The organism is Roseateles rivi (assembly GCF_043555845.1).
In the GTDB taxonomy this organism is placed as follows: domain Bacteria; phylum Pseudomonadota; class Gammaproteobacteria; order Burkholderiales; family Burkholderiaceae_C; genus Roseateles; species Roseateles rivi.
Genome location: NZ_JBIGHZ010000004.1, coordinates 488,579 through 512,101 on the forward strand (window position 1 = coordinate 488,579; position 23,523 = coordinate 512,101).

Annotated in this window: 20 protein-coding genes and 1 tRNA gene; 17 read left to right on the forward strand and 4 right to left on the reverse strand. The window is 66.4% G+C overall.

What is annotated here, in order from left to right:
* Window positions 1-82: 82 nt before the first annotated feature.
* The 8 genes from infC (at window position 83) to ACG0Z6_RS12460 (ending at window position 5,922) form a co-directional block, all read left to right on the forward strand.
* Window positions 83-628, forward strand: coding sequence for a translation initiation factor IF-3 (gene infC / locus ACG0Z6_RS12425; protein ID WP_394461963.1), 546 nt, complete (start codon window positions 83-85; stop codon window positions 626-628).
* 164 nt (window positions 629-792) lie between these two features.
* The gene (gene rpmI / locus ACG0Z6_RS12430) at window positions 793-996 is read left to right on the forward strand and encodes a 50S ribosomal protein L35 (protein WP_029001830.1); all 204 of its coding nucleotides are present in this window, start codon (window positions 793-795) and stop codon (window positions 994-996) included.
* A 25-nt stretch (window positions 997-1,021) separates the two neighbouring features.
* Window positions 1,022-1,378 carry a 50S ribosomal protein L20 gene (rplT, locus tag ACG0Z6_RS12435; RefSeq protein WP_394461841.1) on the forward strand — a complete coding sequence of 119 codons (357 nt, stop codon included), beginning with the start codon at window positions 1,022-1,024 and terminating at the stop codon, window positions 1,376-1,378.
* Between the two features lie 105 nt (window positions 1,379-1,483).
* A complete protein-coding gene (pheS, locus tag ACG0Z6_RS12440; RefSeq protein WP_394461843.1) occupies window positions 1,484-2,527 on the forward strand; it encodes a phenylalanine--tRNA ligase subunit alpha in 1,044 nt (347 codons plus the stop codon).
* A gap of 56 nt (window positions 2,528-2,583) precedes the next feature.
* Complete coding sequence (pheT, locus tag ACG0Z6_RS12445; RefSeq protein ID WP_394461844.1) at window positions 2,584-5,010, forward strand: phenylalanine--tRNA ligase subunit beta; 2,427 nt, start codon at window positions 2,584-2,586, stop codon at window positions 5,008-5,010.
* 12 nt (window positions 5,011-5,022) lie between these two features.
* Window positions 5,023-5,388: an integration host factor subunit alpha gene (locus ACG0Z6_RS12450; protein ID WP_394461846.1), complete on the forward strand. Its 366-nt coding sequence runs from the start codon at window positions 5,023-5,025 to the stop codon at window positions 5,386-5,388.
* 39 nt (window positions 5,389-5,427) lie between these two features.
* Window positions 5,428-5,811, forward strand: a complete 384-nt coding sequence (locus ACG0Z6_RS12455) for a MerR family transcriptional regulator (RefSeq protein WP_394461848.1) — start codon at window positions 5,428-5,430, stop codon at window positions 5,809-5,811.
* Between the two features lie 34 nt (window positions 5,812-5,845).
* Window positions 5,846-5,922, forward strand: a tRNA-Pro gene (locus ACG0Z6_RS12460).
* Between the two features lie 67 nt (window positions 5,923-5,989).
* Here ACG0Z6_RS12460 and ACG0Z6_RS12465 read toward each other — a convergent pair.
* Window positions 5,990-6,709 (reverse strand): type 1 glutamine amidotransferase, encoded by a 720-nt coding sequence (locus ACG0Z6_RS12465; RefSeq protein WP_394461850.1) that lies wholly within the window; start codon window positions 6,707-6,709, stop codon window positions 5,990-5,992.
* Between the two features lie 325 nt (window positions 6,710-7,034).
* Here ACG0Z6_RS12465 and ACG0Z6_RS12470 point away from each other — a divergent pair, with 325 nt between their 5' ends.
* The 8 genes from ACG0Z6_RS12470 to kdpE are packed head-to-tail and all read left to right on the forward strand — an operon-like array spanning window position 7,035 to window position 17,084.
* Window positions 7,035-7,124: a K(+)-transporting ATPase subunit F gene (locus ACG0Z6_RS12470; protein WP_394461851.1), complete on the forward strand. Its 90-nt coding sequence runs from the start codon at window positions 7,035-7,037 to the stop codon at window positions 7,122-7,124.
* Window positions 7,125-8,939, forward strand: a complete 1,815-nt coding sequence (gene kdpA / locus ACG0Z6_RS12475; protein WP_394461853.1) for a potassium-transporting ATPase subunit KdpA — start codon at window positions 7,125-7,127, stop codon at window positions 8,937-8,939.
* Between the two features lie 14 nt (window positions 8,940-8,953).
* Window positions 8,954-11,083 carry a potassium-transporting ATPase subunit KdpB gene (gene kdpB / locus ACG0Z6_RS12480; protein ID WP_394461855.1) on the forward strand — a complete coding sequence of 710 codons (2,130 nt, stop codon included), beginning with the start codon at window positions 8,954-8,956 and terminating at the stop codon, window positions 11,081-11,083.
* A gap of 19 nt (window positions 11,084-11,102) precedes the next feature.
* On the forward strand, window positions 11,103-11,675 hold the full coding sequence (gene kdpC / locus ACG0Z6_RS12485) for a potassium-transporting ATPase subunit KdpC (protein ID WP_394461856.1): 573 nt from the start codon (window positions 11,103-11,105) through the stop codon (window positions 11,673-11,675).
* A gap of 16 nt (window positions 11,676-11,691) precedes the next feature.
* Entirely contained in the window at window positions 11,692-12,525 is an 834-nt protein-coding gene (locus ACG0Z6_RS12490) for a TorF family putative porin (RefSeq protein WP_394461858.1), read from the forward strand.
* 28 nt (window positions 12,526-12,553) lie between these two features.
* A complete protein-coding gene (locus ACG0Z6_RS12495; protein ID WP_394461860.1) occupies window positions 12,554-13,600 on the forward strand; it encodes a magnesium and cobalt transport protein CorA in 1,047 nt (348 codons plus the stop codon).
* Between the two features lie 11 nt (window positions 13,601-13,611).
* A complete protein-coding gene (locus tag ACG0Z6_RS12500; RefSeq protein ID WP_394461862.1) occupies window positions 13,612-16,380 on the forward strand; it encodes a DUF4118 domain-containing protein in 2,769 nt (922 codons plus the stop codon).
* Window positions 16,377-17,084, forward strand: a complete 708-nt coding sequence (gene kdpE / locus ACG0Z6_RS12505) for a two-component system response regulator KdpE (protein ID WP_394461864.1) — start codon at window positions 16,377-16,379, stop codon at window positions 17,082-17,084. Before ACG0Z6_RS12500 ends, kdpE begins: the two co-directional genes overlap by 4 nt.
* A gap of 22 nt (window positions 17,085-17,106) precedes the next feature.
* On the opposite strand, the gene recJ is transcribed toward kdpE, so the two are convergent.
* On the reverse strand, window positions 17,107-18,894 hold the full coding sequence (recJ, locus tag ACG0Z6_RS12510) for a single-stranded-DNA-specific exonuclease RecJ (RefSeq protein WP_394461866.1): 1,788 nt from the start codon (window positions 18,892-18,894) through the stop codon (window positions 17,107-17,109).
* A complete protein-coding gene (locus ACG0Z6_RS12515; RefSeq protein WP_394461868.1) occupies window positions 18,894-19,823 on the reverse strand; it encodes a hypothetical protein in 930 nt (309 codons plus the stop codon). Before ACG0Z6_RS12515 ends, recJ begins: the two co-directional genes overlap by 1 nt.
* Before the next feature lie 90 nt (window positions 19,824-19,913).
* On the opposite strand from ACG0Z6_RS12515, the gene ppk1 reads away from it, so the two are divergent.
* Window positions 19,914-21,977, forward strand: coding sequence for a polyphosphate kinase 1 (gene ppk1, locus ACG0Z6_RS12520; RefSeq protein ID WP_394461870.1), 2,064 nt, complete (start codon window positions 19,914-19,916; stop codon window positions 21,975-21,977).
* Window positions 21,978-21,991: 14 nt separating this feature from the next.
* On the opposite strand, the gene ACG0Z6_RS12525 is transcribed toward ppk1, so the two are convergent.
* Window positions 21,992-23,503, reverse strand: coding sequence for a Ppx/GppA phosphatase family protein (locus tag ACG0Z6_RS12525; RefSeq protein WP_394461872.1), 1,512 nt, complete (start codon window positions 23,501-23,503; stop codon window positions 21,992-21,994).
* Window positions 23,504-23,523 lie beyond the last annotated feature (20 nt).

The window sequence follows — 23,523 nt, forward strand, 5'->3', positions numbered from 1 at the left end:
CCCATCCTGAGTCAGGCGCGCTTTGCTTTTTGTCTATTTGGTATCGGGCCCCGTGCCAGGGGCTTGTTGAAAGGTATTCACCATCGCTACGTTTGCTGACCGTCGTGCGATTCCTGAGCGCAAGCACAGGTTGAACCGCGAAATCACCGCCCTCGAAGTCCGCCTCAATGGCCCTGAAAACGAGCCCATTGGCATCGTGAGCATCCAGGAAGCCCTGCGCATGGCTGGTGATCTGGACGTCGATCTGGTGGAAATCGCCGCCACCGCCAGCCCGCCCGTGTGCCGGCTGATGGACTACGGCAAGTTCAAATACCAAGAGCAAAAGCGCGCTGCTGAGGCCAAGTCCAAGCAGAAAGTCATCGAGGTCAAGGAAGTCAAGTTCCGCCCGGGTACGGACGAGGGCGACTACCAGATCAAGATGCGCAATCTGCGCCGCTTCATTGCCGAGGATGGTGACAAGGGCAAAGTCACGCTGCGCTACCGCGGCCGTGAAATCACCCACCAGGAAATCGGCATGCGCATGCTGGAGCGCATCCGCGACGAGCTCTCCGATGTGGCCGTGGTGGAGCACATGCCCAAGCTCGAAGGGCGCCAGATGATCATGGTGCTGGCGCCGAAAAAGCGCTAACTCACCCCACCTGAGTGGCTGGCCCTGGGGCTGGCGTATCGGGTAAAGTTGAAGGTTTTCGGCCCGCCGATTTGGTCGTTGGCGGGCTTTATTAGTCTCCTGGAGGCTGGCAAGTGTTGCGAGTCCCGCAACCGCCCTCAGGGACGCATTCATAAGGAGCAGTCATGCCCAAGATGAAGACCAAGAGCAGCGCGAAAAAGCGTTTTCGCGTGCGTCCGGGTGGCACCGTCAAGCGCGGCCAAGCGTTCAAGCGCCACATCCTGACCAAGAAGACCACGAAGAACAAGCGCCAGCTGCGCGGCGCCGCGAACGTGCATGAGACCAACATGGGCCACATCGCTGCGATGTTGCCTTTCGCTGGTCTGTAATCCGAGCTACTGAAGGAGAACTCACATGCCTCGCGTTAAACGTGGTGTAACCGCTCGTGCCCGTCATAAGAAGGTCTTGGCTCTGGCCAAGGGCTTCCGTGGTCGTCGTAAGAATGTCTTCCGTATCGCCAAACAGGCGGTGATGAAGGCGGGTCAATACGCCTACCGCGACCGTCGTGCCAAGAAGCGCGTCTTCCGTCAGCTGTGGATTGCGCGTATCAACGCCGCCAGCCGCAGCCTGGGTCTGAGCTACAGCAAGTTTGTGGCCGGCCTGAAGAAGGCCCAGATCGACATCGACCGCAAGGTTCTGGCCGATCTCGCCGTCAACGATCCTGCTGGCTTTGCCAGCATCTTCGCCAAGGTGAAGGCCGCTCTGGCTTGATGACCCTGCCAGCTGCAGTCCTGTGGGCTGTGGCTGATCGGCATCCCTCAAAGGCCGACACCCCGGTGTTCGGCCTTTTTTCATTCCTCTGATTCCGTCCCCGCTGTGAACGATCTCAACCTGCTGCTGCAACAAGCTCAGGCCGCCTTCGAGGCCGCCGCGACCCCCGCTGACCTGGAGAACGCCAAAGCGCAGTTCCTGGGTAAAAGCGGCCAGCTGACTGAGTTGATGAAGGGCTTGGCCGCCCTGAGCGTGGACGAGAAAAAAGCTCGCGGCGCGCAAATCAACCAGCTCAAGCAAGGCGTTGAAGCCGCGCTGCAGGCGCGCCGTCAGGCGCTGGCGGATGCGGAGCTGGATCGCCAACTGCGCGCCGAGGTGCTGGACGTCACCCTGCCTGGGCGCCAGCGCGGCACCGGTGGTTTGCACCCCATCACGCGCGCGATGGAGCGCATCGAGGCCATCTTCGGCTCCATGGGTTTTGACGTGGCCGACGGCCCTGAGATCGAGACCGACTGGTTCAGCTTTGCCTCGCTGAACAACCCCGAGAACCATCCTGCGCGGTCCATGCAGGACACCTTCTACGTCGACATGAAGGACGAAGAAGGCCGTTGGTTCAATCTGCGCCCGCACACCAGCCCCATGCAGATCCGCTACGCCCAGGCTCATGCCAAGCGCTATGCCGGGCAGGACAGCATGCCGGAGATTCGCGTGATTGCGCCGGGCCGCACCTACCGTGTGGACAGCGACGCTACCCACTCGCCCATGTTCCATCAGGTTGAAGGCCTGTGGGTGGGTGAGAACGTGAGCTTCAAAGACCTCAAGGCGGTGTATCTGAATTTCATCACCGCGTTTTTCGAGACGGACGCCTTGCAGCTGCGTTTTCGCCCCAGCTATTTCCCCTTCACCGAGCCCAGCGCCGAGATCGACATCATGTTCGAGCACGGCCCGCTCAAAGGGCGTTGGCTGGAGGTTTCTGGCGCGGGGCAGGTGCACCCGCAGGTGATTCGCAATATGGGCCTGGACCCTGAGCGCTACATCGGTTTTGCGTTTGGCTCGGGCATCGACCGCCTGGCCATGCTGCGCTACGGCGTCAACGATTTGCGGCTGTTCTTCGAGGGCGACTTGCGTTTCCTGTCGCAGTTCAAGTGAGGCCTGTTTGGCCTGCAAGCAACCGTCCAACCGCCCACTGATTACGAGACCTGTCCATGCAATTCCCTGAGTCCTGGCTGCGCAGCTACTGCAACCCTTCGCTGACCACCCAAGAGCTGTCCCATCTGCTGACCATGTCCGGCATGGAAGTGGAGGAGGCCCGCGCCGTGGCGCCCCCATTCACCGGCGTGGTGGTGGCGGAGATTCTGGAGGCCCAACCCCACCCCAATGCCGACAAGCTGCGGGTGTGCCAAGTCAATGTCGGCGGCTCGCAGCCGCTGCAAATCGTCTGCGGCGCGCCCAATGCGCGTGCAGGCATTCGCGTGCCGCTGGCCACCGTGGGTGCGGTGCTGCCGCCCGGCGCCGATGGCAAGCCCTTCAAGATTGGCGTGGGCAAGCTGCGCGGTGTGGAGAGCTCGGGCATGCTGTGCTCGGCGCGCGAGCTGGGCTTGAGCGACGAGCATGGCGGTTTGCTGGAGCTGGCCGCTGATGCGCCAGTGGGCCAAGACATTCGCGAGCACTTGCAGCTTGACGACACGCTGTTCACCCTCAAGCTCACGCCCAATCTGGGCCACTGCCTGAGCGTGTATGGCATTGCCCGTGAAGTGGCCGCACTGACCGGTGCACCGCTGCAGCAGCCCAAAATAGCCCCCGTGGCGGTGCAGCACCAAGACCGCCTGCCGGTGCAGGTGCAGGCCACCGATCTGTGCGGGCGCTTTGCCGGCCGCATTGTGCGTGGTGTCAATGCCCGCGCCACCACGCCGGAGTGGATGGTGCAGCGCCTGGCGCGTTGCGGCCAGCGTTCGGTGTCGGCGCTGGTGGACATCTCCAACTACGTGATGTTCGAGCTGGGCCGCCCCTCACACATGTTTGACTTGGCCAAGATCGACGGCGGTCTGGTGGTGCGCTGGGCGCATGAGGGCGAGCAGCTCGAGCTGCTCAACGGCAATACCGTGGCTCTGGATGGCAAGGTGGGCGTGATTGCCGACGCCCGTCGCGTGGAGTCGCTCGCGGGCATCATGGGCGGCGCGTACACGGCGGTGTCTGACGACACCCAGGACATCTACATCGAAGCCGCTTTCTGGTGGCCCGAGGCCGTGATGGGCCGCGCGCGGCGCTACAACTTCAGCACCGATGCGGGCCACCGCTTTGAACGCGGTGTGGATGCGCAGCACATTGCCGAGCACATCGAATACATCACCGCACTGGTGCTGCAAATCTGCGGCGGCCAAGTCGGCCCTCTGGACGATCAAAGCCTGCAGCTGCCCGAGCGCCCCGCCGTGAAGCTGCGCGTGGCACGCGCGGCCAAAGTCATTGGCTTGCCGCTGAGTGCTGCTGAAGTCGAAGGTGTGCTGCAGCGTTTGGGTCTGGCGTTTGAGGCGCTGCCCGACGGCGTCTACAGCGTCACGCCGCCGAGCTGGCGCTTTGATTTGCAGATCGAAGAAGACCTCATCGAAGAAGTCATTCGCGTGCTGGGCTATGAGCGCCTGCCCGCCACGCCGCCGCTGGCTCCTGTGGTGGCACGCGTGGGCTCCGAGGCGCGCCTGGGCGTGCATGCGCTGCGCCACGCGGTGGCCGCGCGCGACTATTTTGAGACCATCAACTTCAGCTTTGTGGAAGAGCGCTGGGAGCGCGAGCTGGCGGGCAATGAAACGCCCATCCGCCTGCACAACCCCATTGCCAGCCAGCTCTCGGTGATGCGCACCAGCCTCATGGGCAGCTTGGTGCAGGTCTTGCGCCACAACCTAGCGCGCAAGGCACCACGCGTGCGTGTGTTCGAAATCGGCCGCGTGTTCCTGCGCGACAGCGCCGCCCAAACAGGCCCGGTGGGCGTGCAAGGCGTGACGCAGCCGCTGCGTCTGGCCGGTCTGGCCTGGGGCGGGGCTGAGCAACTGCAATGGGGCCAGCGTGAGCGCGCCGTTGACTTCTACGACGTCAAGGGCGATCTGGAAGCCTTGTTTGCGCCGCGCACGCTGCGCTTTGAGCCTGCGCAGCATCCTGCCTTGCACCCGGGGCGCTGTGCCCGCGTGTTCTTGGGTGATCAAGACATCGGCGTGCTGGGCGAGTTGCACCCGCGCTGGCGTCAAGCCTATGAGCTGCCGGCCGCACCGGGCGCGCCAGTGCTGTTTGAGTTGGCGCTAGACGCCGTGCTGGCGGGGCAGTTGCCGCAAGGTCAGCCGGTGCCGCGCCAGCAGGCTGTGCAGCGCGACTTGGCCTTGATCGTGGGCGAAGCCGTCAGCCATGAAGCCTTGATGCAAGCCATTCAGGGTGCGGGTGAGGTGCTGGTACGCTCGGCCAAATTGTTCGACGTGTTCAAACCCGCCCAAGCCACGGCAGAGCTGAAAGCGGGCGAGCGCAGCTTGGCCGTGCGACTGGAGCTGCGTGACGACGACGCCACGCTGACCGATGAGCGCATCGAACAAGCCGTGGCGGCCGTGGTGCGCCAGCTCGGTGAAAAACTGGGCGCGCGTCTGCGTGGATGAGGGAGCAGATTGATGAGTGACGAGGAGCTGAAGGCTCAGGCCTTGGTGCTGCTGGACAGTTTGGAAACGCCCACGCTGACCAAGGCCGATATGGCCGAAATGCTGTTCGAGCGCCTGGGCTTGAACAAGCGCGAATCCAAGGACATGGTGGAGGCCTTTTTCACGCTGCTGCACGATCACCTCGCGCAAGGGCAGGACGTGAAGCTCTCGGGTTTTGGCAACTTCAACATCCGTCGCAAAGCCCCGCGCCCGGGGCGCAATCCCCGCACGGGCGAGTCCATTCCCATCAAAGCTCGTCACGTGGTGACCTTTCACGCCAGCCAGAAACTCAAGGACGCCGTACAAGCCCCGGTCGAGTCGGCGGGAGAGTTGAAGTAGAGTCGGCGGCTCACGCCCGAGCACTGATTGACCCTCACCATGGAATCTGGTCTGCCCGTCATCCCAGCCAAGCGCTACTTCACCATTGGTGAGGTCAGCGAGTTGTGTGGCGTCAAGCCCTATGTGCTGAGGTACTGGGAGCAAGAGTTCACCCAGCTGCGCCCCATGAAGCGCCGTGGCAACCGTCGCTACTACCAGCACCACGAAGTGCTGCTGGTGCGACGCATCCGCGAGCTGCTCTATGAAGAGGGCTTCACCATCAGCGGTGCGCGCAACCGTTTGCTGGAGCAGGGCGCCGCGCAGGCCGCGCCGCAAAATCACGTGGTGCCAGAGGGCGAAGCGCCCAGCGCGAACGACCAGCCTTTGGGTTGGGCGCAGGTTCGCGAAGAACTTGAAAAAATTCGTGCTGAACTTCTTGCGTAGCTCGAAATTTTTCGTATAGAATCTAAGTCTTCGTCGGGGTGTAGCGCAGCCTGGTAGCGCACTTGCATGGGGTGCAAGGGGTCGCGAGTTCGAATCCCGCCACCCCGACCAAGAACAATAAAAAATTGCAAAGCCCAGTACCGAAAGGTGCTGGGCTTTTTGCATTGCTGCATTGCTTTCAATGCAGCATGGAAACCAGGGCAGGGCGTGGCAGGGTGTGCAGCCAATGCCGGTAGAGCGCGTGCGAGACCTGGTGCAACTCACTCGTGCGCTGCGTGAGTTCACGCAAGATTTCGGCGCGGCTTTGGGCGGCGGGGCCCCAGCTGCAAGCCAGCTCGGCGTCACCATGCGCGCACCAGGCTTGCACGTCGGCGGCCGTCACCTCGAAGTGAGATTGCAGCGCCAGGTGGCGCCCCATGCGAAAGCCTTTGTTGAGGCAGTTGGCGCCAAAGAGAATGCGCTGCGCGCCCTGGGGAATGCCAAAGCCGTCGTAGTGCCAGTTGAAGCTCAGCACGCGCTGGCGCCCGCCAAAGAAGGCCCGCGCCGCGGGCGTGACCCACAGGTGCTGCCAGCCGATGTGCGGCCAGGGGTTGCGGGCTACCGGGGCATGCATGGCACGCGCCAACAACTGGGCGCCAAAGCAATGGCCCAGCACCGGAATGTCCAGCCACAGCGCCTGACGCAGCAACTCCAGCTCCGCCTCAATCCAGGGCTCGGGGTCGTGCACGCTGTGGTTGCTCCCCAGCACGATCAAGGCCGCAAAGTCCTGAGCCCGGCGTGGCCGTTCCTGGCCCGCGGCAAAGAGTTCTGCGGTGTAGCCGTGTTGCGCCAGGCAATCGGTCAGCAAGCCGGGCCCTTGGGTGTCGACCTCGTGCTGGAAGAGGGCTATTCGCTTCATGTCTAGAGCTCCGGTCTGAGCGGAGCCGCGCTGTTGATGAGCGTCCCAATCTAGGCAAGCAGCACTCAAAACGGTGCCAAACCTCGCGCCGCAGGCCTCAAGGTCTTGTCAAGGCGTGGTGGGCTGCGCGCGTCTTTACACCGTCTTGATACGCCGCTGGCTGCTCTGAACAACAAGTTGAGCCTCCCCTGCCTAAGCTGACCCCTCTGACAACAACTGTGTGGGAGCACCCGATGGATGGGTTGTTTCTGGGCTTGGCCACGCTGCTGGCTTTGCTCATGTGGGGCCTGATCGAAGCCTGCCAGCGCCTGCAGCGAGGTCTGCCATGAGCGCGCTGTACTGGGTCATGGGCCTGGCAAGCGTGGCCTTGCTGGTGTATTTGGTGTGCGCGCTGTGGCGCGCGGAGGAGTTCTGAGTGAGCACGATGGCATGGGCCCAACTGGGGCTGTTCATGGGCGTGCTGCTGCTGTTGGCCTGGCCCCTGTCGCGCTGGCTGGCAGCGGTGGCTGACGGCCGCTTGCCGCGCTGGATGGGGCGCGTGGAGCAGCTGTGGTTTCGCCTCGGGGGCATTGCGCCCGAGCAGGGGCAGCACTGGAAGCAGTACGCGCTGGCGCTGCTGCTGTTCAACTTTCTGGGGCTGCTGGCGGTGTATGGCCTGCAGCGCTTTCAAGACCTGTTGCCGCTGAACCCACAGGGCATGGGCGCGGTGTCGCCGGACTCGGCCTTCAACACGGCGGTGAGCTTTGTGGCCAACACCAACTGGCAGGGCTATGGCGGCGAAACCACCATGAGCTACCTGACCCAGATGCTGGCGCTGACGGTGCAGAACTTTGTCTCTGCGGCCACCGGCATTGCAGTGGTGTTCGCACTCATGCGCGGCTTTGCACGCAAGAACCATGCGAGCCCTTCGGCGGGCGGCACGTCGAGCCGCTTGAGCGCCGACGTGGGCAACTTCTGGGCTGATCTGAGCCGCGTCACGCTGTGGGTGTTGCTGCCCATCAGCCTGGTGCTGGCACTGTTCTTTGTGGGGCAGGGCGTGATTCAAAACCTGCAGCCCTACAAAACCGTGCGCACGCTGCAAACGCAGAGCTACCAGCAGGCCCAGCTCGACCCCGCAGGGCAGGTGATGAAGAACGCACAGGGCCAGCCCCTGATGCAGGACCTGCAAACCGACAGCCAGACCCTGGCCATGGGCCCGGTGGCTTCGCAGCTGGCCATCAAGATGTTGGGCACCAACGGCGGCGGCTTTTTCAACGCCAACTCGGCCCACCCCTACGAGAACCCCACGCCGCTGTCCAACTTCGTGCAGATGCTGGCCATCTTTTTGATCCCGGCGGCCTTGTGCTTCACCTTTGGCCGCCAGGTGCAAGACATGCGCCAAGGCGTGGCCATTTTGGCGGCCATGAGTGTGATGTTTGTGGCCGGTGTGGTGCTGACCACGGCGGCCGAACAAGCGGGCAATCCGCTGCTGCACGCGCTGGGCGTGGACGACACGGCGGGCAATTTGGAGGGCAAGGAAACGCGCTTTGGCATTGCCGCCAGCAGCCTGTTTGCGGTGGTGACCACGGCCGCGTCCTGTGGTGCGGTCAATGCCATGCATGACTCCATGACGCCCATTGGCGGCATGGTGCCGCTGGTGATGATGCAGCTGGGCGAGGTGGTGTTTGGCGGCGTGGGCACGGGGCTCTACGGCATGCTGGTGTTTGCGCTGCTGGCAGTGTTTATCGCGGGTTTGATGATTGGCCGCACGCCGGAATACCTGGGCAAGAAGATCGAGCCCTTTGAGATGAAGATGTGCGCGCTGACCATTCTGGTGACCCCCACCGTGGTGCTGGTGGGAACGGCCGTGGCGGTACTCAGCCCCGCGGGCGTGGCCGGTGTGGCCAACCCCGGCGCGCATGGCTTCTCGGAAATCCTCTACGCCCTCACCTCAGCGGCCAACAACAACGGCTCGGCCTTTGCTGGGCTGTCGGCCAACACACCCTTCTACAACACCCTGCTGGGCCTAGCCATGTGGCTGGGGCGCTTTGGCGTGATCGTGCCGGTGCTGGCGCTGGCCGGTGCGCTGGCGGCCAAAAAGCGCGTGCCGGTGAGCAGCGGCAGCTTGCCCACGCACGGTGCGCTGTTTGTGGCGCTGCTGGTGGGCACGGTGCTGATGGTGGGCTTGCTGAACTACGTCCCCGCACTGGCCCTAGGCCCCATCGTCGAGCAGCTGCTGCTCTGGAAGTGAAGGGGGGAATCATCATGAAGAAAAACTCCAAAGACTTTGTTTTCGAAGCGGGCCTGGTCAAGCAAGCCTCGCTGCAGGCCCTGGCCAAGCTGGACCCGCGCGTGCAGTGGCGCAACCCCGTGATGTTTGTCGTCTACGTGGGCAGCGTGCTCACCACCGGGCTGTGGGCGGCCAGCTTGCAGCAGGCACCCGGCACGGTGGAGGAGAGCTCGGGCTTCATCTTCGCCATTGCCGCATGGCTGTGGTTCACGGTGCTGTTTGCCAACTTTGCCGAGGCGCTGGCCGAGGGCCGCAGCAAGGCGCAGGCCGCGTCACTGCGCGGGCTCAAGGCCAAGACCTGGGCCAAAAAACTGCAGGAGCCCCGGCACGGTGCACAGTGGCACCCCGTGCCTTCGGACGAGCTGCGCAAAGGCCATGTGGTGCTGGTGGATGCGGGCGACCTGATCCCGCTCGATGGCGAGGTGATCGAGGGCGTGGCCTCGGTGGACGAGAGCGCCATCACCGGCGAATCGGCCCCGGTGATCCGCGAGTCGGGCGGGGACTTCTCCTCCGTCACGGGCGGCACGCGCGTGCTCTCGGACTGGCTGGTGGTGCGTGTGGGTGTGAACCCGGGCGAATCCTTTTTGGACCGCATGATCGCCATGGTCGAAGGCGCCAAGCGCCAGAAGACCCCCAATGAAATTGCGCTGACCATCTTGCTGGTGGCCCTGACCATCGTGTTCCTGGTGGTGACAGTGACCCTGCTGCCTTACTCCATCTACAGCGTGCAGGCGGCCGGTGCGGGCACGGTGGTGTCTGTCACGGCGCTGGTGGCGCTGCTGGTGTGCCTGATTCCCACCACCATTGGCGGGCTGCTGTCGGCCATTGGGGTCGCGGGCATGAGCCGCATGATGGCCGCCAACGTCATTGCCACCTCGGGCCGCGCCGTGGAGGCCGCAGGCGATGTGGACGTGCTGATGCTGGACAAAACCGGCACCATCACCCTGGGCAACCGCCAGGCCAGCGCCTTCATGCCCGCGGCCGGGGTGAGCGCGCAACAGCTCGCCGACGCGGCGCAGCTGGCCTCGCTGGCGGACGAAACGCCCGAGGGTCGCAGCATTGTGGTGCTGGCCAAGACCCAGCACGGCCTGCGCGAGCGCGAGCTGGCCGAGCTGCAGGCGCACTTTGTGCCCTTTACCGCCCAGACGCGCATGAGCGGCGTGGACTTTGGCGACGCCAACGCGCCCAGCCGCAGCATTCGCAAAGGTGCGGCCGACGCCATCACACGCCAAGTCGAGGCCTTGGGGGGCAAGCTGCCCTATGAGGTCAAGCAAGCCGTGGACGAGGTGGCGCGCCGCGGCAGCACGCCCCTGGTGGTGCTGGAGTGGGGCCGCCGCGCGCCAGGTGCGCAGGCCACCGAAGGCCCGCGCGTGCTGGGCGTGGTGGAGCTCAAGGACGTGGTCAAAGGCGGCATCAAAGAGCGCTTTGCCGAGCTGCGCCGCATGGGCATCAAGACCGTGATGATCACGGGCGACAACCGCCTCACCGCTGCAGCCATTGCCGCTGAGGCCGGCGTGGACGACTTCCTGGCCGAAGCCACGCCCGAGGCCAAGCTCAAGCTGATTCGCGACTACCAGGCCGAAGGTCGACTGGTGGCCATGACCGGCGACGGCACCAACGACGCCCCCGCCCTGGCCCAGGCCGATGTGGCCGTGGCCATGAACAGCGGCACCCAGGCGGCCAAGGAAGCCGGGAATATGGTCGACCTGGACTCCAACCCCACCAAGCTGCTGGAGGTGGTGCAAACCGGCAAGCAGCTGCTGATGACGCGCGGCTCGCTCACCACCTTCTCCATCGCCAACGACGTGGCCAAGTACTTCGCCATCGTTCCAGCGCTGTTTGTGGGCGTGTACCCGCAGCTGGCGGCGCTCAACGTGATGCAGCTGTCCAGCCCCAGCTCGGCGATTTTGTCGGCGGTGATCTTCAACGCTCTCATCATCGTGGCGCTCATCCCGCTGGCGCTCAAAGGCGTGCCCTACCGCGCTGTGGGCGCGGCCAGCTTGCTGCGCCGCAACCTCGCCATCTACGGCCTGGGGGGGCTGATCGTGCCCTTTATCGGCATCAAGGCCATCGACTGGTTCTTGGTGGCCACCCATCTGGTTTGATTCACAAGGAGGCTTCCCTATGAAGGCCCAACTGCGTCCTGCCCTGGTGTTCTTGCTGCTGCTGAGCATCGTCACCGGGCTGATCTATCCCCTGGCCGTCACGGGCGTGGCCCAGGCCCTGTTTCCCGTGCAAGCCCAAGGCAGCCTGATCCTGCGTGAGGGCCAGGCGGTGGGCTCCGAGCTCATCGGCCAGCACTTCAGCAGCCCGCGCTATTTCTGGGGGCGGCCCTCGGCCACCGCACCCATGGCCAACAACGCCGCGGGCTCGGGTGGCTCCAACCAAGGCCCGCTCAACCCCGCGTTGGCCGAGGCCGTGCAGGCCCGCATTGCCGCATTGCGCGCGGCCGACCCCGGCAACCGCGAACCCGTACCGGCCGATTTGGTCAATGCCTCAGCCAGCGGGCTGGACCCCCACATCAGCCACGCGGCAGCGCAATACCAAGCCCCCCGTGTGGCGCGGGAGCGCGGCCTGGCGCTGGCTCAAGTGCAAGAGCTGATTGAAGCCAACACCGAAGCGCGCGACCTGCGCGTGCTGGGCGAGCCCCGTGTGCACGTGCTGCGCCTGAACCTGGCGCTGGACGCCCTGAATTGAACAAGGAGTAGAACTCATGAAACGCATGCAACACCACCGTCTTCTGGCCCTGGGCACACTGCTGCTGGGCGCACTCAGCCCGCTGTGCAGCCAGGCGCAAAGCGCGCCGCACAGCCTCAGCGGCAACTTCGGCCTGTTCAGCGACTACCGCTTTCGTGGCATCAGCCAGACCTGGCTGGCCCCCGCGCTGCAAGGCGGGCTGGACTATGCCCACGCCAGTGGCGCCTATGCCGGGGTCTGGGGCTCCAATGTCTCGGGCAACAGTTACAACAACGGCGCCGGGCTGGAGTTGGACGTTTACGGCGGCTACAAATTCGCGCTGTCTCAAAGCCTGACGCTGGACTTTGGCGCGCTGGCCTATGTCTACCCCGGCGCGCGGCTCAACAGCGCCCCAGCCCAGCCCAGCAACCAGAAGTACGACAACCTGGACGTCTATCTGGGCCTCAGCGCCGGGGGCTTCACAGGCAAGCTCTCGGTGGCAGCCAGCGACTACTTCGGCCTCAACAGCCGCACCGCGCCCTACGCCTACTTCAGCGGCCTGGCCGCACGCGGCAGCTCCAAGGGCAGCAGCTATCTGGACCTGAACTACCGCTGGGAGCTGGCCAGCCTGAGCGAGGGCCTGGCGCTGGATGCCCATGTGGGCCGCCTGACCGTGCGCCGCTACGCGGAGCTCTCCTACACCGACTTCAAGCTCGGCGTGGTCAAGAGCCTGGGGGGCTTCAATCTGGGCCTGGCCGTGGTGGGCAGCAATGCCGACAAGGCCTACTACCAGATTGGCAACGCCGCAGGCCAGGACGCCAAGCGCGTCGGCCGCACAGGCCTGGTGCTGAGCCTGCAGCGCAGCTTCTGAACGCCTGTTGCAAGGTGACAATGCCCCAATGCTGATCAACTGCGTGGCCTACCGCGAGGGCCGCAAGCTCGCCGATCTGGCCCCCGACGAGGTGGCCCAGTATCTGGACCGACCTGACACCTTTGTGTGGGTGGCCCTGCGTGATGCTGACGCCGCCGAGCTGGCCCCCTGGCAGCGCCTCTTCAACCTGCACCCGCTGGCGGTGGAAGACGCGCTCAAGGGCCAGCAGCGGCCCAAGATCGAAGAGTACGGCGACGATCTCTTTGCGGTCATGCACTTGATCGATTGGGTGCCCGCAGCCGCCCAGGCCCCTGCACCGCGTGCGCGCCGGGGCGGCTCGGTGCTTGCCGGCGCGGCCGAGCCCGATGGGCTCAGTGGCGACATCCAACGCGGCGAGGTGGCGGTCTTTGTCGGGCCAGGCTATGTGCTGTCGCTGCGCCAGCACAGCCCGCAGCACTTCCTGGGCGTGCGCGAGCGTGCCGAGCGTGAGCCCGAGCTCTTGCGCCAGGGCCCGAGCTTTGTGCTCTACGCCCTGATGGACGCGGTGGTGGACCGCTACTTTCCCGTGCTCGACCTGCTGGAGTCGGCGCTGGAGGACATCGAGCAAAGCATCTTCACCAACGGTGCGGCGCGTGAAAACATCCAGCGCCTCTACGCGCTCAAACGCCGCCTGATGCAGCTGCGCCGTGCCACCGCCCCCATGCTGGAGATGCTGACCAAGCTGCACGGCGGGCGCGTGCCGCCGCTGTGCGCGAAGTCGGAGCATTACTTCCGCGACGTGGCCGACCATCTGGCGCGCATCCACGGCGCCATCGAGGCCGTGCGCGAGACCATTGCCACCGCCATCCAGGCCAATCTGTCCATGGTCGCCATCGAGGACAGCGACGTGACCAAACGCCTGGCCGCCTGGGCGGGCATCTTTGCCGTGGCCACGGCGTTTGCGGGCATCTGGGGCATGAATTTCGAGAACATGCCGGAACTCAAATGGACCTGGGGCTACCCCGCAGCCCTGGGCTTGATCGTCTGCGTCTGCGGCCTGCTTTGGTATCGCCTGCGCCGTGCGGGCTGGCTTTGAGAGGGCTGCGCATGACGGACCCAGACCGCCCCGACCCCGACACGCTTTTGCAGCGCCTGCGCAGCGACGAAGCCAAAGCCCAGCGCGGGCGCCTGCGCATCTACTTTGGGGCCTCGGCCGGCGTGGGCAAAACCTACGCCATGCTGCTGGCCGCGCGCAAGCAGCTCGCCGAAGGCCGCTCTCTGCTGGTGGGCGTGGTGGAAACCCATGGCCGCAGCGAAACCGTCGCCCTCACCGAAGGCCTGCCGCTGCTGGCGCCGCGCCAGGTGGCCTACCGTGGCCGCAGCCTGCCCGAGTTCGACCTCGACGCCGCGCTGGCGCAGCTCAAGCCCCTGGTGCAACCGCAGCAGCCCCGACCCCTGATCTTGATGGACGAGCTGGCGCACAGCAATGTGCCGGGCTCGCGCCACCCCAAGCGCTGGCAGGACGTGGAGGAGTTGCTGGCCAACGGCATTGACGTCTACACCAGCCTCAACGTCCAGCACCTGGAGAGCCTCAACGACGTGGTGGGCGGCATCACCGGTGTGCGCGTGCAGGAAACCCTGCCGGACCGTTTTTTCGATGCTGCTGATGAGGTCGTGCTGGTCGACACCCCCGCCGATGAGCTGCTCGCGCGCTTGAAAGCGGGCAAGGTCTATCGGGGCCAGCAGGCCGAGCGTGCCGCTAAACACTTCTTTCGCAAAGGCAATTTGATGGCCTTGCGCGAGCTGGCGCTGCGCCGCACGGCCGACCGTGTGGAGGACGATGTGCAGGCCTGGCGCAGCAACGAAGCCATTGCCCAGGTCTGGAGCACCGAGGCCGCTATCTTGTGCGCGCTGGGCCCGGGCCCCGGCGCCGAGCCCGTGCTGCGCAGCGCGGCACGCCTGGCCCAGCAGCTCAATGTGTCCTGGCACGCCGTGTATGTGGAGACGCCGCAGCTCAAGCGCCTGCCTGACGCCCAGCGCGAGCGCGTGCTGCGCCTGGTGCGTCTGGCCCAAGACCTGGGGGCGGCCACCGCCGTGCTGCAGGCCCAGGCCGTGGCACCCGCTTTGCTGGCCCATGCGCGCGAGCACAACCTCTCCAAGCTGCTCTTGGGCCGGGCGCGGCCGCGCTCCTTGCTGCAGCGCTGGCTGGGCCGCCCGACGCTGCGCGAGCAACTGGGGCAGGCGCAGCCCGACATCGAGCTCATCGAAGTGGGCCTGGGCGAGACCACGGCCCCAGCCCCGCGCAGCACGACCACGGCCGCGCCGAGCGAGCTCACGGGCGCTCACCCGCCCAAGCATTACGCCCAAGCCGCCCTGGTGTGTGGCCTCACCACGGCGCTGGCCTGGCCGCTGCGAAACTTCTTTGACGAGGCCAACATCGTCATGCTGTTTTTGCTGGCGGTGCTGGGCGTGGCGCTGCGCTGGGGGCGTGGCCCTTCGGTGCTGGCCAGCTTTTTGAGCGTGGGCTTGTTCGACTTTTTCTACGTGGTGCCGCACCTGTCGTTTGCGGTGTCGGACGTTCAATACCTGCTGACCTTTGCAGTGATGCTGGCCGTGGGCCTGATCACCGGCCAGCTCACCGCGCATTTGCGCTACCAGGCCGAAGTGGCGCATGAGCGCGAAGCACGTGCGCGCACCTTGTTCGAACTCACGCGCGAGCTCTCGGGCGCGCTGCAAACCGAGCAGGTGGTTCGCCTGGCGCAGGAGCGCTTGGCGCGCGAGCTGCAAGGCAGCGCCCACATCTGGGTGCTGGGGCAGGACGAACAGCTGCACGCCGTGCTGCCGCAAGCCGGGGAGAGCGCCGATGCGCCCGACGCTGGCACTGTGCAATGGGCGCTGGACCACAGCCAGGCCGCGGGCTTGGCCACCGACACGCTGCCGGGCAGCCCGTGGTTTTACCTGCCGCTGCAAGCGCCCATGCGGGCACGCGGCGTGCTGTGCGCCCGCCCCAGCGATGTGGCTGCGGTGCTGCGCCCCGAGCGGCGCGCGCAGCTCGACACCATGGCCAGCATCGTGGGGCAGGCGCTGGAGCGCGTGCACTATGTGGAGGTGGCGCAAAACGCGCTGGTGCACATTGAGTCGGAGCGGCTGCGCAACTCGCTGCTGTCGGCGCTCTCGCACGATTTGCGCACGCCGCTGGCCGTGGTCTACGGCCTGGCCGACACGCTGGCCGCACTGCCGGGCTTGAGCGCGCCTGCCCAGCAAATGAGCCAGCAGCTGCAGCGCGAGGCGCAGCGCGTCAACGCCATGGTTCACAACCTGCTGGACATGGCGCGGCTGCAAAGCGGTGCGGTGCAGCTGCGCCGCCAGTGGCTGCCGCTGGAGGAGGTGGTGGGCAGCACGCTGGCGGCGCTGCGCCCACTGCTGACCCAGCACCACGTGCACACGGCGTTTGCGCCGGACCTGCCGCTGGTGGACATCGACGCCGCGCTCATCGAGCGCGTGCTGAGCAATCTGCTGGAAAACGCCGCCAAATACACGCCGCCGGGCAGCCGCATTGCCATCGAGGCCCATGTGCAGGGCGAGGAGCTGCAGCTGAGCGTGGCCGACGACGGCCCCGGCCTGCCTGCTGGCCGCGAAGAGCTGCTGTTTGAGAAATTCACGCGCGCGCGCAACGAGTCCAGCATCCCCGGTGTGGGCTTGGGCCTGGCCATTTGCCGCGCCATCATGGCGGCCCATGGCGGGCGCATCTGGGCCCAGGCCGCCAGCGCTGGCAAGCCCACCGCCACGGCGAGTGGCGCGGTGTTTGTGCTGGCCTTGCCGCTGGGTCACCCCCCGGCGCTGCCCATTGTTGAAGAGGAAGAGCCCCTGGCATGATTGAACTGCGCCCCACGGCCCTGATCGTCGAGGACGAACCCAATATCCGCCGCTTTGTGCGCCTGGCCCTGGAAGCCGAGGGCTGGCAGGTGCATGAGTGCGAGAGCGTGCGCCAGGGCTTGATCGACGCGGGCACGCGCCACCCCGAGCTCATCATCCTGGACTTGGGGCTGCCCGATGATGACGGGCTCAACTACCTCAAAGACCTGCGCAGCTGGTCGAGCGTGCCCGTCATCGTGCTCTCGGCCCGTGCGGACGAGCGCGACAAGATTGCCGCGCTGGACGCCGGGGCGGACGACTACCTCACCAAACCCTTTGGCGTGGGCGAGCTCATGGCCCGCGTGCGCGTGGCGCAGCGCCGCACCCAGGCTGTGGCCGCGCACAGCAGCCAGGCTGCAGCGGCCAGCCGTTTTTGCTTTGGCGCGGTGGAGGTGGATTTGGCCGCGCGGCGTGTGCTGCGCGACGGCCAGGCCGTGCACCTCACGCCCACCGAGTACCGGCTGCTCACGCACCTCATCACCCATGCGGGCAAGGTGCTCACGCACCGCCAGCTGCTCAAAGCGGTGTGGGGGCCCAGCCATGTGGAGGACAGCCACTACCTGCGCGTCTACATGGGGCAGCTGCGCCACAAGCTCGAAGCCGAGCCGGCCCAGCCCCGCCACCTGCTGACCGAAACCGCCGTGGGCTACCGCCTCATGCCCTGAGGGCGCATTTCGCGCCGGATGCTCAAGTCGACGTGGCGGGCGCAGCAGGCGCGAGGGCGGCTTCCACCAGCATCTGCACCCGCTGCTGACCCTGGTATTCGTCCAGCGACAAGCGGTAGGCCAGCAGCGACTGGGCAGGCAGGCTTTCGGTGTGGCCGAACCAGATGGCGTCGCGCAGCTGACCGTCCACGCGCACGCGCAGCTTCAGGTGGCGTTCGCCCACGATGCGCTGCTGCAGCACCTCCACGGGGTTGCAAAACAGCGGTGCTTCAAAAGCCTGGCCCCACACCTGCTCGTCCAGCAGGGCCACGGTGTCGGGGTTGAAGTGCTCGCTGGCGAGTGCACCGTCGGTGAGCAGCTCGCGCGTGGGCGTGGCCTCGCCCAGCCACTCGCGCGCCACCTGCTCGAAGGCGGCCGCAAAGCGCGCCACGGCGCTGGCCTCTTCGTCCTCGCCCTGCAGCGTGCAGCCCGCCGCCATGGCATGGCCGCCGAACTTCTTGAGCAGGTCCGGCGCGCGCTTGGCCACGAGGTCCAGCGCATCGCGCAGGTGAAAACCTGCGATGGAGCGGCCCGAGCCTTTGATCTGCCCGTCCGCACCGCGCGCAAACACAAACACCGGGCGGTGCCAGCGGTCTTTCAGGCGCGAGGCCACGATGCCCACCACGCCTTCGTGGAAGTCTTCGTCGTACAGCGCCAGCGCTGGCGGCAGGGCTGCGCCTTCGGGCATGTGCTGCTGCAGCCGGTCCAGCAGCAGCAGGGCGTGGTCCTGCATGCCGGCCTCGATGTCGCGCCGGGCGCGGTTGATGGCGTCGAGCTCGCGCGCCAGGCGCAGGGCTTCGTCAGCGTCGTCGGTGCACAGGCACTGGATGCCCAGGCTCATGTCCGCCAGGCGCCCCGCGGCGTTGATGCGCGGGCCCAGGGCAAAGCCCAGGTCGCTGGCGCTGGCGCGGCGCGCGTCACGCCCGGCGGCGGTGAAGAGTGCGGCCAGCCCGGGCTGCATGCGTCCGGCGCGCATGCGCTTGAGGCCTTGCGCCACCAGGCGGCGGTTGTTGGCGTCGAGCTTGACCACATCGGCCACGGTGCCCAGGGCCACCAGGTCCAAAAGCCCGTCGAGCCGGGGCTGCGCGCCGCCCTCGAAGGCGCCGCGCTCGCGCAGCACGCTGCGTGTGGCCAGCAGCAGGTAGAAGGCCACGCCCACGCCGGCCATGGCCTTGCTCGGGAAGGGGCAGTCGGGCTGGTTGGGGTTGATGAGGGCGTCCGCCGGGGGCACGCTGGGCGCGCCGTCCACCAGCGCGGGCAGGTGGTGGTCGGTGACCAGCACTTTGAGCCCCTGCGCCTGGGCGTGGGCAATGCCGGCGTGGCTGGCAATGCCGTTGTCCACGGTGATGAGCCAGTCCGGGCGCGGCCCGGGCAGGGACAGCACCAAGTCCACGATGGTGGGGCCGAGGCCATAGCCGTGCACGGCGCGGTCGGGCACCACATGGCGCACGCTGCCCGGCCGCGCGCCCAGCATGGCCAGGCCGCGGCGCATGACGGCGCAGGCGGTGGCGCCGTCGCAGTCGTAGTCCGCCACGATGCACAGCTGCTGGCCGCTTTGAAGAGCGTCGGCCAGGGCTTGCGCGGCGGTGCTCATGCCCTTCATGGTGTCGGGCAGCAGCAGCAGCTTGAGGTCAGGGTCCAGCTCGGTGGCGCTGCTCACGCCGCGTGCGGCCATCAGGCGCGCCAGCAGGGGCGGCAGGCCGTGTTGCTCCAGCGCCTGGGCCTGGCGCGGTGCGGCGGGGCGCTGTTTGAGGTTGATGGGCACGGACATCACAAATCCTCCACAAGCGCCGAGAGTTTGGGCTGCGCAGCGCTGACACGCTGCCACCAGCGCTGCAGTGCGGAGCGCGGCGTGTTCTGCCAGCTGCGCGCACGGCGCTCGCCGCACAGCGTGAGGGTCAGCGCAGCACCGCTGCGCGCGGCGTCCAGGGCCTGCTTGAGCTCAGGCGCGGCGTCCAGCGCCTGCCAGGCCTGCAGCCAGGCACCGGGGTCGCTGTTGAGGGCGGGTTCGCGCAAGGCGTCCAGCAGCAACGGGCTTGGCAGGTTCGGGTGTGGCGTGGCCGGGCTCGCGCCGAAAGCGCTCAACCACACCGAGTTCAGTGGCAGCTGGCCTTGGGCTTCGCGCGCGAGGTTGAGCGGGTGGCCGTGCAGGGCCATCTGGATTTCGTTGAGCAAGCGCCGCGCCAGGCGTTGCTCGGGCAGCCAGGGGTCGACATTGCGGTTGAGCACGCGCTCCAGGCTGGCGGCCTGCACCTCGGCCAGCCCGGGGTGGGACACCAGCCATTGGTAGGGGCTGAGCCAATGCCGCTGCCAGCCTTCTTCATCGGGCATGAGCCAGGTGAGCGCCTCGAAGAAGGCGCGCGATTGCGCCTCGTCCAGCGCCAGTGCGGCGGGCGGCAGCGCGGTCATGTGGTCGCTGCCCACGGCCAGGTGCATGGGGCTCAGCAAGCCCCAGGGCTGTTGAGCGGGCAGGCCTGCGGCCAGCGCCAGGGCTGCGGGTGCGCTGTGCCCTTGGGCCTGGGCCAACACGCGCTCGTGCGGCAGTTGCAGGGCAAATTCCAGCGCCGGGTCGTCGGCCACAGCCGGGGTGGTGGGGCTGAGCAGGCCCAGCAGGGCTTGCAGCGTGGGGGCCGACAGTGTGGCCGCCGCGGCCTGGAAGGACGGGCCCAGCACGCCCGCGTAGGGAATCAACAGATGCATGAGGGCGGATTATCCGGGTGCCACCCCTGGCTGTTCAGCAGGGGCGGGCGCTGTCATGATGTTGACACGAGCGATTCATAGAATGATCCGATGACCTCTATGCTGCCCATACCTTTGCTCAACCGCGAGCAGGCGATTCTTGAATTCAATCGCCGTGTGTTGGCCCAGGCGCAGCGCCCCGACGTGCCTTTGCTGGAGCGCCTGCGCTACATCTGCATCGTGTCCTCCAACCTCGACGAGTTTTTCGAGGTGCGCTTTGCCGACATGCTGGAGATGGCGCGCGAGGAGAACGGGTACGTGACCACGCAAGATGTGGTGCGTGTGGGGCGTGCGGCGCACGATTTGATTGACCAGCAGTACGACGCCTTCAACGAACACATCATGCCGGCGCTGGCCGAGCATGGTATTCGTGTGCTCAACCACGCTGACCGCAACGAGCAGCAGCGCAAATGGGTGGCGCGGTTTTTTGAACGCGAGGTGCGCCCGCTGCTGGTGCCGCAAGGGCTGGACCCGGCCCACCCTTTCCCGCAGGTGGCGAACAAGTCGCTGCACTTCATTGTTCGCCTCAGCGGCAAAGACACCTTCGGGCGCGACAACCACATTGCCATCGTCAAAGTGCCACGCGTGCTGCCACGCGTGATCAAGCTGCCCGAGGCCGTGGGCGAGGGGCAGCAGTGCTTTGTGCTGCTCACCAGCGTGATTCGCGCGCATCTGGCCGAGCTCTTTCCGGGGCGGCAGGTGGAGTCGTTCTCGCAGTTTCGCGTCACCCGCGATTCGGACCTGGAAGTGGACGAGGAAGAGGTGGCCAATCTGCGCCACGCCCTGCGCTCGGGCCTGACCACGCGCCACTTTGGCCGCGCCGTGCGGCTGGAGGTGGTCAACACCTGCCCGGAGGACCTGGCTGACTTTTTGCTGCAGCAGTTCCGCCTGCCCGAAGCGGCGCTCTACCGCGTCAACGGGCCGGTGAATCTGGTGCGGCTCAACGAGTTGATCGACCAGACCCAGGCCGCGCCTCTGCGCTTTGTGCCGCACGAGCCGGTGTGGCCGCTCAAGCGTTTGGTGCAGGGTAAGTCCATCCTGAACAAGCTGCGTAAAAAGGGCGATGTGCTCTTGCACCACCCGTTTGAGAGCTTTGACCCCGTGGTGGCCATGCTGCGCGAGGCCGTGGAAGACCCCGATGTGCTGGCCATCAAGCAAACCATTTACCGCACGGGCAGCCAGTCGGTGCTGGGGGATTTGCTCATTGAGGCGGCGCGCCGCGGCAAGGAAGTGCTGGCGGTGGTGGAGCTCAAGGCGCGCTTTGACGAAGAGGCCAATATCAACTGGGCCGAGCGCCTGGAAGCTGTGGGCGCGCAGGTGGTCTATGGCATTGTGGGCCTCAAGACCCACGCCAAACTGCTCCTGGTGACACGCCGCGAGTCCGGCCGCCTGGTGCGCTACGGCCACCTCTCAACGGGCAACTACAACCCCAAGACGGCGCGCCTCTACACCGACATGGGCCACATGACGTCCAACCCCGACCTCACGGCGGATATGGACGCGGTGTTTCGCCAGCTGGCCTCGCAGTCGCGTTTCAAGCCACCGCGCAAGCTGTTGGTTGCACCCTTCAATATGCACGCCACCATGGTCTCGCTGCTGGACCGTGTGGCGCAGGCGGCCGCGCGCGGGGACTCCGCCCGCGTGGTGCTCAAGACCAATGCGCTCACCGATATGGAGCTCATTGCTGCGCTGTTCAAAGCCTCGCAGGCGGGGGCCGAGATCGACCTCATCGTGCGCGGCGCTTGCATGCTGCCGCCGGGCCTGCCGGGCTTGAGCGAGCGCATTCGCGTGCGCTCCGTGGTGGGGCGCTTTTTGGAGCACACGCGGGTGTTTTACTTCCGCTGGGGCGACGAGCCCGAGCACGAGGCGCTCTACCTCTCCAGTGCCGATTGGATGAGTCGCAACATGCTGCGCCGCATCGAAGTAGCCTGGCCCATCGAAGAGCCCAAGCTGCGCCAGCGTGTGATTGACGAGGCCTTGGTGCCCTATCTGCACGACACCCTGGACGCCTGGACGCTGGCCAGCGATGGCCGCAGCACGCGCGTGAGCGAGCAGGGCGTGAGCGCACAGCAGGCCTTGATGCAGCACTACGCCCGCGCGCACGACAGCGACTGAAGGGCAGCGGCAGCTCAGCGCGCCAAGCGCAGTTCCAGGCGGCCAGACTTGCTCCAGGCCTGCAGCTCTTCGTTCAAGAGGTACTGTGAGCGCGGGTTGGCCTGCGCCCAGTCCGGGGGCAGGCGCAGGCTGACGCTGCGACCGCGGCGCGTCAGCCCCAATGTCTTGGGGTCTATGGGCTGGCGCGCATGGCATTTGATGACGGCCAGGCGCAGCGCCAGGAGCTGCCACATCAGCGCCTCGTCTGCCAGGGCTTCTTCGAGCTTGCGCAGGCCACCGCGCTGCCCCAGGGCCAGGCTGCCCAGGCGGCGCAGCTGGTTTTGCGAGAAGCCCGGCGCGTCCACATGGGCCAGCAAATAGGCGCTGTGGCGGTGGTGGTCGTGGTGCGAGACCATCATGCCGATTTCGTGCAGCGCCGCGGCCCAGGCCAGCTCGCGCTGGTGCTCGCGCGTGGCACGCGGGGCCAGCAGTGTGTGCAGCGACAGGGCCAGCTCCTGCACGCGCTGAGCCTGCGCCAGGTCCACGCCAAAGCGCTGCTGCAGCTCGTGCACGGAGTGGTCGCGCCGGTCTTGGCCGGCCAAGTTCTGTTGCGCGACCAGGCGCTCGGCCAAGTCAAAGATGACGCCCTGGCGCAAAGCCCCCTTGGCCGGAGCCAGTTGCTCAATGCCAAAGTGCGTCAACAGCGTGTAGAGAATGCACAGTCCCCCGCCCACCACGGGGCGGCGGTCGTCCTTGAGGCCGGGCAGGTTCAGCGCGCTCATATGCCCCGCAGCCAGGCATTGCTCGATGCACCAGCGCAAGGCGCTCAGGGTGATGGTGCCGTCGGTGATGCCGCAGCCCTGCAGCAGCTGCGCCACCGCACCCACCGTGCCCGAGGAGCCCAGGGCCTGCACCCACTTCACGCCATGACGCCCTTTGCCAAAGGTCTGAATGGCTTCTTCCAGCTCCGCACCGGCGGCCACTTGCGCGGCGCGAAAGGCCTCGGCGCTGTAAACGCCGTCGGCGAAGTAGCGCATGGACAGGCTGACGCTGCCGATTTGGAAAGACTCGGCACTCAGCGCCTGTTCGCCCCGGCCCAAAATCATTTCGGTGGAGCGCCCGCCGATGTCGATCACCAGCCGGGGTTCCTCGCTGGGCTGCAGGCGCGACACGCCCACATAGATGAGCCGCGCTTCCTCGCGGCCTGAGATGACTTCGATGGGGTGGCCCAGCTCTTGGCGCGCGCGGGCCAAGAAGTCGTCGCGGTTGCGCGCCTCGCGCAGGGTTTGGGTGGCCACGGCGCGCAGCTGCACGCCCGGCCACTGGGCCAGCAGTCGGGCGAACTGGCGCAGGCACTGCAGGCCACGCTGGGCGGCTTCTTCGGTGAGCATTTGCTGTTCGTCCAAGCCCGCGCCCAAGCGCACGGTTTCTTTCCAGTAGCCCAAGCGCCGGTAGCTGCCGCGCACCAGCTGCGCGATTTCCAGCCTGAAGCTGTTGGAACCCATGTCAATGGCGGCAAGCGTTTGGGGCGTGGCAGGCGATCTCATGGCGCCGCATTGTCTGTGCA

Excerpts from the sequence above, each read along its gene's own strand:
- rpmI (WP_029001830.1), top strand. The coding sequence starts at position 793 with ATGCCCAAGATGAAGACCAAGAGCAGCGCGAAAAAGCGTTTTCGCGTG.
- rplT (WP_394461841.1), top strand. The coding sequence starts at position 1,022 with ATGCCTCGCGTTAAACGTGGTGTAACCGCTCGTGCCCGTCATAAGAAG.
- pheT (WP_394461844.1), top strand. The coding sequence starts at position 2,584 with ATGCAATTCCCTGAGTCCTGGCTGCGCAGCTACTGCAACCCTTCGCTG.
- ACG0Z6_RS12450 (WP_394461846.1), top strand. The coding sequence starts at position 5,023 with ATGAGTGACGAGGAGCTGAAGGCTCAGGCCTTGGTGCTGCTGGACAGT.
- ACG0Z6_RS12455 (WP_394461848.1), top strand. The coding sequence starts at position 5,428 with ATGGAATCTGGTCTGCCCGTCATCCCAGCCAAGCGCTACTTCACCATT.
- ACG0Z6_RS12465 (WP_394461850.1), bottom strand. The coding sequence starts at position 6,709 with ATGAAGCGAATAGCCCTCTTCCAGCACGAGGTCGACACCCAAGGGCCC.
- ACG0Z6_RS12470 (WP_394461851.1), top strand. The coding sequence starts at position 7,035 with ATGAGCGCGCTGTACTGGGTCATGGGCCTGGCAAGCGTGGCCTTGCTG.
- kdpB (WP_394461855.1), top strand. The coding sequence starts at position 8,954 with ATGAAGAAAAACTCCAAAGACTTTGTTTTCGAAGCGGGCCTGGTCAAG.
- kdpC (WP_394461856.1), top strand. The coding sequence starts at position 11,103 with ATGAAGGCCCAACTGCGTCCTGCCCTGGTGTTCTTGCTGCTGCTGAGC.
- ACG0Z6_RS12490 (WP_394461858.1), top strand. The coding sequence starts at position 11,692 with ATGAAACGCATGCAACACCACCGTCTTCTGGCCCTGGGCACACTGCTG.
- ACG0Z6_RS12495 (WP_394461860.1), top strand. The coding sequence starts at position 12,554 with ATGCTGATCAACTGCGTGGCCTACCGCGAGGGCCGCAAGCTCGCCGAT.
- ACG0Z6_RS12500 (WP_394461862.1), top strand. The coding sequence starts at position 13,612 with ATGACGGACCCAGACCGCCCCGACCCCGACACGCTTTTGCAGCGCCTG.
- kdpE (WP_394461864.1), top strand. The coding sequence starts at position 16,377 with ATGATTGAACTGCGCCCCACGGCCCTGATCGTCGAGGACGAACCCAAT.
- recJ (WP_394461866.1), bottom strand. The coding sequence starts at position 18,894 with ATGTCCGTGCCCATCAACCTCAAACAGCGCCCCGCCGCACCGCGCCAG.
- ACG0Z6_RS12515 (WP_394461868.1), bottom strand. The coding sequence starts at position 19,823 with ATGCATCTGTTGATTCCCTACGCGGGCGTGCTGGGCCCGTCCTTCCAG.
- ppk1 (WP_394461870.1), top strand. The coding sequence starts at position 19,914 with ATGACCTCTATGCTGCCCATACCTTTGCTCAACCGCGAGCAGGCGATT.
- ACG0Z6_RS12525 (WP_394461872.1), bottom strand. The coding sequence starts at position 23,503 with ATGAGATCGCCTGCCACGCCCCAAACGCTTGCCGCCATTGACATGGGT.